9 protein-coding genes are annotated in these 12,236 nt (G+C 61.6%); 2 read left to right on the top strand and 7 right to left on the bottom strand.

Annotated elements, in window-relative coordinates; translation table 11 throughout:
* Positions 1 to 113: 113 nt before the first annotated feature.
* Positions 114 to 2,045, bottom strand: coding sequence for a bifunctional 5-dehydro-2-deoxygluconokinase/5-dehydro-2-deoxyphosphogluconate aldolase (locus ACP7E6_RS17620; RefSeq protein WP_426231032.1), 1,932 nt, complete (start codon positions 2,043 to 2,045; stop codon positions 114 to 116).
* Positions 2,046 to 2,149: 104 nt separating this feature from the next.
* Positions 2,150 to 3,013, bottom strand: a complete 864-nt coding sequence (locus tag ACP7E6_RS17615) for a MurR/RpiR family transcriptional regulator (RefSeq protein ID WP_426231031.1) — start codon at positions 3,011 to 3,013, stop codon at positions 2,150 to 2,152.
* A gap of 331 nt (positions 3,014 to 3,344) precedes the next feature.
* Here ACP7E6_RS17615 and ACP7E6_RS17610 point away from each other — a divergent pair, with 331 nt between their 5' ends.
* A complete protein-coding gene (locus tag ACP7E6_RS17610) occupies positions 3,345 to 4,172 on the top strand; it encodes a class II glutamine amidotransferase (protein ID WP_426231030.1) in 828 nt (275 codons plus the stop codon).
* On the opposite strand, the gene coaBC is transcribed toward ACP7E6_RS17610, so the two are convergent.
* The 4 genes from coaBC to ACP7E6_RS17590 all read right to left on the bottom strand — a co-directional run bounded on the left by coaBC (position 4,158) and on the right by ACP7E6_RS17590 (position 9,128).
* Positions 4,158 to 5,363: a bifunctional phosphopantothenoylcysteine decarboxylase/phosphopantothenate--cysteine ligase CoaBC gene (gene coaBC, locus ACP7E6_RS17605; RefSeq protein ID WP_426231029.1), complete on the bottom strand. Its 1,206-nt coding sequence runs from the start codon at positions 5,361 to 5,363 to the stop codon at positions 4,158 to 4,160. The genes ACP7E6_RS17610 and coaBC overlap by 15 nt on opposite strands.
* A 100-nt stretch (positions 5,364 to 5,463) precedes the next feature.
* Positions 5,464 to 8,022 (bottom strand): HWE histidine kinase domain-containing protein, encoded by a 2,559-nt coding sequence (locus ACP7E6_RS17600; RefSeq protein WP_426231028.1) that lies wholly within the window; start codon positions 8,020 to 8,022, stop codon positions 5,464 to 5,466.
* A complete protein-coding gene (locus tag ACP7E6_RS17595; RefSeq protein WP_426231027.1) occupies positions 8,009 to 8,569 on the bottom strand; it encodes a biliverdin-producing heme oxygenase in 561 nt (186 codons plus the stop codon). Before ACP7E6_RS17595 ends, ACP7E6_RS17600 begins: the two co-directional genes overlap by 14 nt.
* Positions 8,570 to 8,705: 136 nt before the next feature.
* On the bottom strand, positions 8,706 to 9,128 hold the full coding sequence (locus tag ACP7E6_RS17590) for a MerR family transcriptional regulator (RefSeq protein ID WP_426231026.1): 423 nt from the start codon (positions 9,126 to 9,128) through the stop codon (positions 8,706 to 8,708).
* 83 nt (positions 9,129 to 9,211) lie between these two features.
* On the opposite strand from ACP7E6_RS17590, the gene ACP7E6_RS17585 reads away from it, so the two are divergent.
* Positions 9,212 to 11,500 (top strand): heavy metal translocating P-type ATPase, encoded by a 2,289-nt coding sequence (locus ACP7E6_RS17585; RefSeq protein WP_426231025.1) that lies wholly within the window; start codon positions 9,212 to 9,214, stop codon positions 11,498 to 11,500.
* 239 nt (positions 11,501 to 11,739) lie between these two features.
* On the opposite strand, the gene ACP7E6_RS17580 is transcribed toward ACP7E6_RS17585, so the two are convergent.
* On the bottom strand, positions 11,740 to 12,207 hold the full coding sequence (locus tag ACP7E6_RS17580; RefSeq protein ID WP_426231024.1) for a nucleoside deaminase: 468 nt from the start codon (positions 12,205 to 12,207) through the stop codon (positions 11,740 to 11,742).
* Positions 12,208 to 12,236 lie beyond the last annotated feature (29 nt).

The raw sequence follows: 12,236 nt of genomic DNA, 5'->3' as shown, positions 1-12,236 counted from the left end.
CGGACCGCAGGTCCGGGGTGGGGTGACTCCTACGGCACCCAACGGATCACCCCCACCCGCAGCTACGCTGCGACCTCCCCCCTCAAGGGGGAGGTAAACTCACCGCCATCCAATCAAGCCGCCTTCGTTTCCGCCAGCCCAAGCCAGAGATTGACCAGGGCCTCGAACCTGCCCGCCATATCGGCGATCGCCTGTTCGTCATCAATCTCGCCAGCCAGCCAAGCCTTGCTTGCCTCGGCAAAGATCGTCCGGCCAACGGCAAAACCCTTGACGGTTTTTGACGTGCGGGCAGCAGCGAAACCTTCCTTTAGCGCTTCATATGAGGCTTCCAGCCCGAGCAGGACAACACCACGGCAGAGCGGATCCCGCTTTTCGATAACGGCGTCGATGGCGGCCCAGGCAGCGCGGCTTGCCTGCGGCTCGAGCTTCCACCAGTCCGGCTTCAAGCCGGCATCGTAGAGCTCATTGAGCGCACGCGGGATTGTGTTGTCGTCGAGCGTGCCATGTTTGCCCGCGATGATCTCGATCAGGATTTCGCGGCCGACTTTGCGGGCAGCCTCAAAGGCCGAGCGGAGCTTGGCAATCTGGGTCGCCTTCATCTCGGCCGGATCGTCCGGGTGGAAGAAGCTCAGGACCTTGATGCAGTGATCGACGGGCCATTCGATGAGCCGGCTACCGAGATCCTGGCTGAACTCGAACTGCAGCGGCCGTGAGCCCGGAAGCTCGATCGGCTTGCCGATCCAGAAGTTCTTGTTGACGGCATAAAGCGCGTCGCGGCCGTATTTGTCGTCGATCAGCATGCCGAAACCGGGACGGCCGTTGGCGATGCGCTCGGCGGCCTTGACGGCGAGAACCTTGAAGGCCGGGATCCGTGCCAGAATCTCGGCGTCACCACCGGCCAGATCTTCCAGCTGGCTGCGGTGATCGATGGCGAGCGCCATCAGCTGCGGGATTTCGCGGCGGCGGGTGGTTGCCCAATGGACGTGATTGATCGCTTCGTCCTTGCGCAGCGCCTTTTCCGTGCTGCCGTTTTCCAGGAAAAACTGCAGCTCGGTCCAGGTCGGGATTTCCGGCGCGCAGAGCAGGCGCGACACGGCAAAGGCGCCGCAGGCATTGGCCCAGGTGGCGGACGTCGCATGCGGCTCGCCCTTCAGCCAGCCGCGCAGGAAGCCCGACATGAAGGCGTCGCCGGCACCGAGCACGTTGTAGACTTCGATCGGGAACCCCTTGCCGATGATGCCGTCTTCGAGATCATCGGAAATCGGGCCGTCATAGACGATGCAGCCCATCGGGCCGCGCTTCAGCACGATCGTCGCCTTGGAATTGGCGCGGATGGTTTTCAGCGCTGCCAAAAGGTCGCTGTCGCCGGATGCGATCAGCACTTCCTCTTCGGTGCCGACGATCAGGTCGCAATCGGCCAACACCGTCTTGAGATGCGCGGACACCTTTTCGGAAGCTATATAGCGATTGTCACCGGCATCATGGCCGGCGAGGCCCCAGAGGTTCGGGCGGTAGTCGATATCGAATACGACCTTGGCGCCGTCTTGCTTGGCGATGCGGATCGCCTTGCGTTGGGCGGCATCCGTATGCGGCTTGGCGAAATGGGTGCCGGTGACGAGGATGGCGCGGGCCGAGAGGATGAACTCTTCGGAGATATCGTCTTCGCACAACGCACTATCGGCGCAATTGTCGCGGTAGAACAACAGCGGGAAGGAATGATCGCTTTCGACAGCCAGAATGGCCAGCGCCGTCAGCCGCTCGGGATCGGTGACGATACCCTTGGTCTCGACGCCCTCGCGCTCCAGCTGCTCGCGGATGAAACGGCCCATCTGCTCCTTGCCGACGCGGGTCAAAAGCGCCGATTTCAGGCCGAGACGCGCGGTGCCGACGGAGATATTGGTGGGGCAGCCACCGACGGATTTGGCGAAGCTGGCAACGTCTTCAAGCCGGGTGCCGATCTGCTGGCCGTAAAGATCGACCGAGGCGCGGCCGATGGTGATAAGGTCAAGTGGCTTGTCCGCCTGCGTCGCGTTGATCTGGCTCACTGCTTCCTCCCGGCGGACGCTTGCGTCGCGCCAACATTTTTATTGGCTGGTGGGGTGTCGCCTTTATGACACATAAATTCCGCCGTTTAGTCAATGTGGAATTTTCATTCCATTAAGTGATCTTCGCCGATCCGCCGCCTTTTTTCCGCAATCGCAACCGTCAGCGCCATGGCAAACGCCATGCTGGCCGAGAGCGAGCGAAACCCGGCGTGGTCGGCCTCGACAAGCTCGAACCAGACCTTCGAGGATTCTGCCAGCGGCGAGAAGGCCGAATCGGTCAAGGACACCACCGGCACCTTGCGATTGGCAAGCAGCTTGGCCTGATTGACGCTTTCGGACGCATAGGGCGAGAAACTGACGGCAAACGCCGCATCCTGCGGACCGGCCATTGCCAGAATATCGTCATCGATCCCGGCCGCCGTGCCGACCATCTGATATTTGACCTTCAGCTTGCCGAAGGCATAGGCCATGTATCCGGAGATCGGATAGGAGCGCCGCTTGGCGACCAGATAGATGGTTTCGGCACCGGCCAGAATATTGACGGCGCGCTCGAATGCCTCGGGCTCGACGGAACTGGCGATATTGTCCAGCGAGCGATGTGCCGCAGCGACAAAACCGTTGAAGATCGAACCGCTTTCCAGCTTGCTGTGGTCGTTGCCGCTCAGCGCCCTCAGACGTTCGTCATAACCCGGCGTGCGCTCGCGCAACCGTGCCCGGAAGATCTGCTGCAGGCTGGAAAACCCTTCGAAACCGAAATGCTGGGCAAAGCGCACCAAAGTCGACGGCTGAACATCGGCGGAGGTGGCGATGCTGGCAGCCGTGCCAAAGGCAATTTCGTCGGGATTGTCGAGCGCGTAAGCTGCCACCTGGCGAAGCCGCTTCGGCAATTGGGCCTTGCGCTCCAAGATGACCGCCTTCAGCCCGTCGAAATCCTGCGGAATGGCGATGCTGCTGTCGGGTTCGGCCATCTGTCCGGGTCTCTTCCTGCTTTGCGGTGTCCTCAGGACCTTATGCAAATATCCCAAGCAAGAATAGAACACACATTCCACATCTGCATTTTTCCTACCATTTCGCCCTTCCTAATATCCCACACCAACAGTTATCGGGAGGCCGGACTGGCTTTCCGTCGCACGTCCCAGAAGAACAGGCCCGGCATCCAAAATCGACAGGTTGACCGGCAAGATGCGGAAATGATCCTGTTCGTTAACGTATTTTTACCATGTTCGGCCGGATGATCGGCAAATATCATGGTTAACGAACCATCAAGGCGGGCCATCCCCGCGATCCGGAGTATCCTGCATGTGCCGCTGGGCAGCCTATCGCGGAGAGCCGCTCTATCTGGAAGAACTGGTGTCGTCGCCGACCCACTCGTTGATCGAGCAATCTCATTGCGCCACCCGCGCCAAGACGGCGACCAACGGTGATGGCTTCGGCATCGCCTGGTACGGCGATCATCCGGAACCCGGCCGCTACCGCGATATCCTTCCCGCCTGGTCGGACTGCAATCTGAAGAGCATTGCCCGGCAGATCCGCTCACCGCTGTTTCTCGCCCATGTGCGGGCGGCGACCGGCGGCGGCACGCGGCGCGACAATTGCCATCCTTTCGTGCATGGCCGCTGGTCCTTCATGCACAACGGCCAGATCGGCGACTTCGAACATCTGCGCCGGCCGATGGAGGCGATGCTCGACAACGACCTTTACACCGCCCGCACAGGATCGACCGATAGCGAGCTGCTGTTCCTGCTGGCCCTGCAGTTCGGCCTTGAGCAGGACCCGTTGGGGGCGATTGCCGAGACCCTGGCCTTCGTTGAACGGCTGGCCGAGTATCTGGAGCGCAAGGTTCTGGTGCGCTTTACCGCCGCCCTTTCCGACGGCCACAATCTCTATGCCGTGCGCTACGCGTCCGACTGGAAGGCACCGACGCTTTATGCGGCACCGATGGGACCGAGCGGCGGCTATTGCCTCGTCTCCGAGCCGCTCAACGACGATGACAATGCCTGGGTGGAAATCCCTGACGGCACCGCAGTCATCGTCGGCGAAAACGGCGTCGATGTGCGTCTATTCGGAACGGCAGGCGCTGCGCCTGATACGTCCCGAATGGAACGGATGGCATCAGGAAAAATGTGAGGCGATCAGTGTGCCGAGCCGCTCGGCAACCGCCTGCTTGTCCATTTCCGGCCAGTCCTCGTCGCCCGATTTGCCGATCACCTTCACCGTGTTGCGGTCACCGCCCATGATGCCGGTATGGGGTGAAACATCGTTGGCAAGGATATAATCGGCGCCCTTGCGCTCCAGCTTGGAGCGGCCGTTCTCAGCGACATTCTGCGTTTCCGCAGCAAATCCGACCACCAGTTTCGGCCGTTTGGCGTAATGACCGATGGTTTTCAGGATATCCGGATTTTCGGTGAGCATGAGCGGCGGCGGTGCTTCGCCCGGCTGCTTTTTGATCTTGTTGCCGGAAGCGGTGGCCACCCGCCAATCGGCGACGGCGGCGACCATCACGGCGATATCGGCCGGCAATGCCCCAATCACAGCGTCGCGCATCTCTTCGGCCCGCTCGACATGGACGACCTTGACGCCCTTCGGATCTGGGATCGTTACCGGCCCGGAGACCAACGTCACATCAGCGCCGAGCCGGGCGAGTTCGGCGGCGATGGCATGGCCCTGCTTGCCGGACGAGCGATTGGCGATATAGCGTACGGGATCGATCGGCTCATGCGTCGGTCCGGATGTGACGATGACTTTCTTGCCCGCCAAAGGTTTCGGGCCTGTATCAAGCAACGCCTCGGCTGCGGCGGCGATGTCCAAGGGTTCGGCCATCCGGCCTTCGCCTTTTTCGCCGCTTTCAGCCATTTCGCCGGAAGCCGGACCAATGAAGCGTATGCCATCGGCCACCAGCGTCGCGTGGTTGCGGCGGGTGGCGGCATGCGACCACATTTTCGGGTTCATCGCCGGTGCGACAAGCACCGGCTTGTCCGTCGCCAGAAGGATGGTCGAGGCCAGATCGTCGGCAAGGCCGTTGGCCATTTTCGCCATCAGGTCGGCGGTGGCAGGCGCAATGACGATCAGGTCGCAATCCCGGGCGAGGCGGATATGGCCGACATCCTGCTCATCCTCTCGGGAAAACAGCTCGGTGAAAACCTTGTCGGCAGCAAGCGCTCCGACGGCAAGCGGCGTCACGAAAGCCTGCGCACCCGCCGTCATCACCGGCCGCACGGAAGCGCCGCGCTCCCGCAACCGCCGGATCAGATCGAGGCTCTTATAGGCCGCGATGCCGCCGGAAATGATGAGAAGGATGCGTTTTGCCTGAAGCGTCATGACGAATTCCGGTTTCGGCGGGCCGTTGCGCCCTGCCCGTTCGGCTGGACCCTATCCGACCGACCGTTGAGAGGCAATCAGACCGTCTGCCGGTAGAAAGCTACCCGCCGCCGCTGTTCTCAAGAAGCGCCGCAATCGTCGCAATCAGCGAGGTACCATCATACGGTTTGCGAATGACAGGTACCCATGAAAAATCGGGGGGAATCATTTCGCTGTTTCCGTAGCCGGTGGCAAACAGGAAGGGAATGTTTCGCCCCGCCAACTCGCGCGCCACGGAAAGAGAGGTTTCAGCACCGAGATTGACATCGAGGATCGCCACATCCGGCGCATAGTCCGCGAGCCTGCTCAGTGCATCGGCAGCTGAGGCAGAGGTCATCACATCGAAAACGCCGTGATCGCCAAGCATGCCTTCGACATCGAGCGCGATCAGCATCTGATCCTCGACCAGCATGACCTTCAGATCTGCGGCCAACGTTCCCTTTACCGGCTCATTACCAGCGACTTGGCTGGCCGACGCGTGGGACGGTTGTTCAGCCAGCAAAATATGTTTTGCCGGCAACAGGAACCGGGCCGCCACCCCCTCGCTGGCATAGGAAACCTCGCTGCGGCCATCGAGGTCATACGGCACGCTGCGATCGATCAGCGCGGTTCCGAAGCCGGTGCGGGATGGCGGAGAGACGAGCGGCCCGCCGGTTTCCCGCCAAACGATTTCGCAGTCACCATGCAGCGTCAGCCACCATGACACCTCGAGCCGGCCGCCGGGCCGCGACAAGGCACCGTATTTGGCGGCGTTGGTCGAAAGTTCATGCAGCACAAGCGCCATCACCGAAAAGGCGCGGGAGTTGAGCAGGACCGGTGGACCATTGACGGCAATCGATATGGTGGGTTGGCGATAGGGTGTCAGTTCAGCGTTCAGAAGATCCATCAGCGGCCCGCCGCCGTCCCCACGGACCACCTGATCATGGGCGAAGGACAGCGCCTGAATGCGACCCTTCAATGAGGCGACGTAATCGGTCAACGTGCGGCCTTCCTGTATCGGCTGACCGACCAACGATTTGATGAGCGCGAGAATGTTCTTGACGCGGTGATTCAACTCTTCGTTGAGCATGCGCTGGCGCACATCCGAGCGGCTGCGCTCTTCCGCCATCAGTTCGCTGTGGCGCAATCCGACCTCGACCAGGACAGACCGTGTGACTTCGGCAATTTCCCGGTCTGCCTCCGTCCAAGGTTGAGCCTGTTGATGAACGGTCTGCTTCCAGATGGCAAAACTCTGGCGCGGCGTCAGCCGGTCACCCAACGGCCCCGTCGCATATGTTTTCTCCGGATTGCCGGCCCAGTTTAAACTCTGGACGAGTTCCTTGCGGAAGAAGAACAGATGATCCCGCCTTGTCTGCGCCAGGGGTATGGCCAGCACTCCGGCTGCCTGCGCGCAAAAATCCTCAGCTTCCGGCATCCGCTGCGACAGGGCGTGCGTCGCCCAGACGCGGCCCTCGGCAAGCGCGCCGATCAGCCGAGAAAGCGCCGGAATGGCTGCAGCCGGCGGTGCCGAGCCATGCGAACTCCAGGTACCGTTCATCCAAAGCCCGATCCCGTCGCACGGCATCAGCGCATGGAAATCCGGCAAGTGTTCCATCAACAACTGGCCGATATCGGCGTGGTGAGAGGCGAGGCGCAGGAAACGATCGAGCGAGGCGCGGGCGCGTGTGGCGGTGTCAAGCCTGGATTTTTGTTTGAGAGATGTGAGATGCAGCGAGAAAAATTGGCCAAACATCTCGGCAGAAACCCGCTGCGCCATCGACAGGATACGCGGTTTGTAATGGTGGCAGGCGATCAGGCCCCAGAGTGCGCCGTCGACGATGATGGAAATCGACATGGAGGCTGCGACACCCATATTGCGCAGGTATTCGCAGTGGATCGGCGACACACTGCGCAGATGCGCGAGCGAAAGGTCCAGCGCCTCCCCCGATGCGTCGAAGACCGGTACAAGCGCGATGCGCTCGCCGCTGGCATCGCCAATGATGCGGATGGTGTTTTTCAGATAGAGAATACGGGCCTGCTGGGGGATGTCGCTGGCCGGAAAATACTGTCCGAGAAAGCTCTCCAGATCGCCACGCTTGGCTTCTGCGGCAACCTTGCCGGACCCATCCTGCTCGAAGCGATAGATCATGACACGGTCGTATTCCAGCATGCCGCGAATCAGCCGTGCCGCCTGGCGCACCAAGGTGTCGATATCGCCGATGTCGCTGATCCGGCCGATAAGACCACGGGCAAGCTGCAACGGTTGGCCAGGTGACGCCGGTTCGAACTCGATGAGCACGGTCGAGTGGAAGATGTGGATCGAGACGTCGAAGACGCCACCTGGCAGATTCACCCCGGACAACAGAGCCGGGCGCATGCCCTCTCCCAGCGTCGCGAGTGCGTTGCGCAGAGTGTGCGTCGCTTCGGCGCCGAGAAGGGTTTCAAGCGGCAAGCCGTTGATTTCGCCGGGAACGCTCAGCATGGCGCCGGTATTGGCGGAATGCCGAACAACCGTTGCAGCCCGCGCATCACACGCGACCAGGCAACCATGCCGCTGGATGCTGCCGGGAACATGGATCGGCTCACGGTCGCAATTGGTCAGATTGACCGGCTCAGCCGGGGTAATGTCATGCTGGTTCATGGGATGCCTGACGAAAGGCCCGTTCGGCGGTTTGAAATGTTGCCCGCGAGGCATGGGCAACCCGCTCCATGTCGAGCGCATCGGCATTTTCGAGCAGGACAAGAAAATCAGGCCAGCGATCGCTTCGGCGTGACTGCACCGCCAGATGCCGGGCGCCGAAGTCCTCGTCGAAGCCAAGCTGCTTGGCACGCTTGTAAAGGACGCGGGCACCGAGCGCCGACCCTTCCAGCACGTAGAGCATACCGAAAAGCACCTCAGGGCTCCGCCCCAGATCCGGTGCGTCCATCGATGGCTGTGGCGTCACATCCAGGTCATTGAGATCATCGGCGATGAGGCCCGAAAACATTTCCGCATGCCAGGCGCCGCATTGCTCCGGCCAGACAGTGGATACGAGTTTACGCTCGACCGCCTCGCGGAAGGTCGAAATTCCACGCAGGTAGTTTTTGTATGCGTCAGGGCTATCGAACGAGCCGACCAACCGGTCGAGCGAGGCATGGGCTTGCAACGTGCTTTCGCGCAACTGGGCTCGGCGGGACCGTTCGGGCATTTAGATTTTCCGGATATGAAAATTGGCTGTGCATCTGTCGATAAGACACGAAACGCGCGCGCGCGCGAAAAGTTCCCCGAAGATAACATATTTCTGTCTGTCTCCGAGCGGCAAAATTACCTTTTCCGAAGCCGCCTTAATGGCCGTGATGCGTGCACTGGGCGTGATCGGCGAGAACTTCGATCACCCGGCATTGATCGACGCGGCCATGGCCGCACCCTTCCACCATCATTTCCAGTTCCGCTTTCAACGCCATCAGGCTGCGGATACGCTGTTCCACCTCGACGAGCCGGGCTTTAGCAATTGCATCGGCGGAGGCGCACGGCTGCAAAGGATTGTCCTGCAGGCTCAACAGCGTGCGGATCGCCTCCACTTCGAAACCCAGTTCCCGGGCGTGGCGGATGAAGGTCAGGCGGTTGAGATCGGCTTGTTCGTAGGACCGTTGATTGCCTTCGCTGCGGCTCGGCTCCCGCAGCAGGCCGATGCCCTCGTAATAGCGGATAGTCGGCACCTTGACGCCGCTTTTGCGCGCCGCCTCGCCGATACTGATATTTTTCATCGATTTTCCTCTTGCACCTCTAGTCACTAGAGGATGTAGGAAAGATGCCAGAGTTTGACAAGCACGTACACAGGAAGCGGACAATGGCAGAGGCGACACAGACACGATACCGGGTGGAGGGCATGGATTGCGCCTCTTGTGCGGCCAAGATCGATACGGCAGTCCGGCGCATGCCGGGCGTTACGGATGTTTCGGTTTCGGTGACTGCTGGCACGATGACCGTGAAACATGACGAGGTCAGCGACCTCACGGCCATCGCCAAGAAAGTCACGGGCCTCGGTTATTCGGTCTCGCAGATTGCCGGCAAGGCCGCGCTGGTTGCCAAGCCTAAGCAAGCATGCTGCGGTCATGATCATGGCGATCACAGCCATGACGGCCACGATCACGCCAAGCATGGTGAACATGATGATCATGCCGATCACGACCATAGTGGACACGATCATGCAAAGCCCGCCACCAAGGACGCTGTCGAAGGCCTGCACGGGCATGACCACGGGCCGACAAACGGCCCCTGGTGGGCCAGCAAGAAGGGCAGGCTGACCATCCTTTCGGGTGCAGCGCTGGTGATTGCCTATGCCGTCGGCCATCTCATGCCATCGATCGCGTCCTATGCCTTCATCGTCGCCATGCTGATCGGGCTTATCCCGATTGCCCGGCGCGCCATCATGGCGGCGATGGCCGGCACGCCGTTTTCGATCGAAATGCTGATGACGATCGCCGCCATCGGCGCCGTCATCATCAATGCCGGCGAAGAGGCGGCGGCCGTGGTCTTCCTATTCCTTGTCGGCGAACTCCTCGAAGGCGTTGCGGCCGGAAAGGCGCGCCAAAGCATCCAGTCGCTGGCGGCGCTGGTGCCGAAAGAGGCGCTGCTTGAGGAAAACGGCCAGACGCGCTCGGTTCCGGCTGAAAGCCTTGCCGTCGGCGCCACCATTCTCGTTCGGCCCGGCGACCGCATCTCCGCCGATGGTGTGATCCTGTCGGGCGAAAGCGCCATCGACGAGGCACCGGTGACCGGCGAAAGCACGCCGGTGCGCAAGGGCGTTGATGAAAAAGTCTTCGCGGGCACGATCAACGGCGATGCCGCATTGCGCGTCCGGGTAACGGCGACTGCCGCCGACAACACCATTGCCCGTGTCGTCAAGCTGGTCGAGGAGGCGCAAGAATCCAAGGCGCCGACCGAGCGCTTCATCGACCGCTTCTCACGCTACTACACGCCCGGTGTCGTGGTTGTTGCGGCGCTCGTGGCGATCATTCCGCCGCTGTTTCTGGGCGGCGTTTTGGGGGAATGGGTCTATAAAGGCCTTGCCATCCTGCTCATCGGTTGCCCCTGCGCCCTCGTCATCTCGACGCCGGCAGCCATCGCCGCCTCGCTTTCGGCCGGTGCGCGCCGCGGCCTGCTGTTGAAGGGCGGGGCCGTCCTGGAGACATTGGGCACCATCACCGCCGTCGCGCTGGACAAGACCGGGACGCTGACGGAGGGCAAACCGAAGGTCACGGATGTCCTAGCGTTTGGACATTCCGAAGCCGACGTGCTGATCTTTGCCGCTGCTCTTGAGACCGGATCGAGCCATCCGCTGGCCAAGGCGATCCTTGACCGGGCTGCAGCGGACAAGGTTGCGGTTCCCGCAGTCTCCGATGCCAAGGCACTGGGGGGCAAGGGCGTCACAGCGACGGTGAATGGCAAGGCCGTCTTCCTCGGCTCGCCGCAAGCGGCTGGCGACCGCATTGCGCTGTCTGCCGAGCAAACGGCGGCAATCACCGCGCTCAACGACGAGGGCAAGACCGTCTCGGTGCTGATCATCGGCGACACGCTTGCCGGTGCCATCGCCATGCGCGACGAGCCGCGCGCCGATGCAAAATCCGGGCTGAAAGCGCTTACGGATGCGGGCATCAAGATCGTCATGCTGACCGGCGACAACAAGCGCACGGCCACCGCGATCGGCAAGCAGCTCGGCATCGAGGTGCGCGCCGAACTGATGCCGGAAGACAAGCAGCGGATCGTCGGCGAGATGAAGCAGCAGGGTTTTGTCGTCGCCAAGGTCGGCGACGGGATCAATGATGCACCGGCGCTGGCAGCGGCCGATATCGGCATCGCCATGGGCGGCGGCACCGACGTGGCGCTGGAAACTGCCGATGCCGCCGTGCTGCACGGCCGGGTCGGGGATGTTGCGCAAATGATCGACCTGTCGAAACGCACGATGGGCAATATCCGCCAGAACATCACCATCGCGCTGGGCCTGAAGGCGGTGTTCCTGGTGACCACCATCGCCGGCATTACCGGGCTCTGGCCGGCGATCCTGGCCGATACCGGCGCGACCGTGCTGGTGACGATCAATGCGTTAAGGTTGCTCGCACCCCTGCGCAGCGCCTGATATCGAATGACCGGTGGCATCGCTGCCGCCGGTTCCTCAATCCCGCTTCGAAACCATGTCCTTCAGGCGCCCGACATCACCGGGCGCCAGCCCTTTCGGATCGGTGACCGCCACCCACGCATCGACATAATGTTCCGGCGACATCCGGCCACAGCGAGAGCTTTGACGACCCACTCGATCCTTGGTGGAAGCTGCAAATACAGCCAGAGCTAGCGGCCAAACCGCAGATCAGTGCTAACTCAGCCCTGCTGCATTTCCCGCCAAAACTCATAGATGTCCACCTCTCCTTCCGGCCGCACTGGATGATAGGAAAATGTCATCTGCTGATCGGCAAACGGCTTGCGCAGGTCCGCATAAAGCGGCGCCGATGTCAGCCCATAGGGTGCGCCGTCTTCGTTGGAATAGGCGTAGGAAATATCGGTTATGCCGGCGAGCCGCATGGCGGCGAGGCACATCGGGCATGGATGGCCGCTGGCATAGACGGAAGCCCCCTTGAGGGTGGCGGTGCCGCGCTTGACGGCCGCCTCGCGCACGGCGACAAGTTCGGCATGGGCGGTCGGATCCTGTGTCTCCAACACGCCGTTGACACCGGTTGCCACCACCTCTCCATCGATCACCAGCACGGCGCCAAAAGGCCGCCCGCCCTTGCGAACATTGTCGCGGGCAAGCGCGATGGCCTTCGTCATGAAGCGATCTGCGTCGGACATGGTTTCCTCCTCGTGCGTTTGCACGAGTG

This window comes from Pararhizobium sp. DWP3-4 (assembly GCF_049898205.1).
Lineage (GTDB): Bacteria > Pseudomonadota > Alphaproteobacteria > Rhizobiales > Rhizobiaceae > Pararhizobium.
The sequence above is the reverse complement of the archived record's forward strand: the minus strand, read 5'-3'. Positions and strand labels throughout refer to the sequence as shown.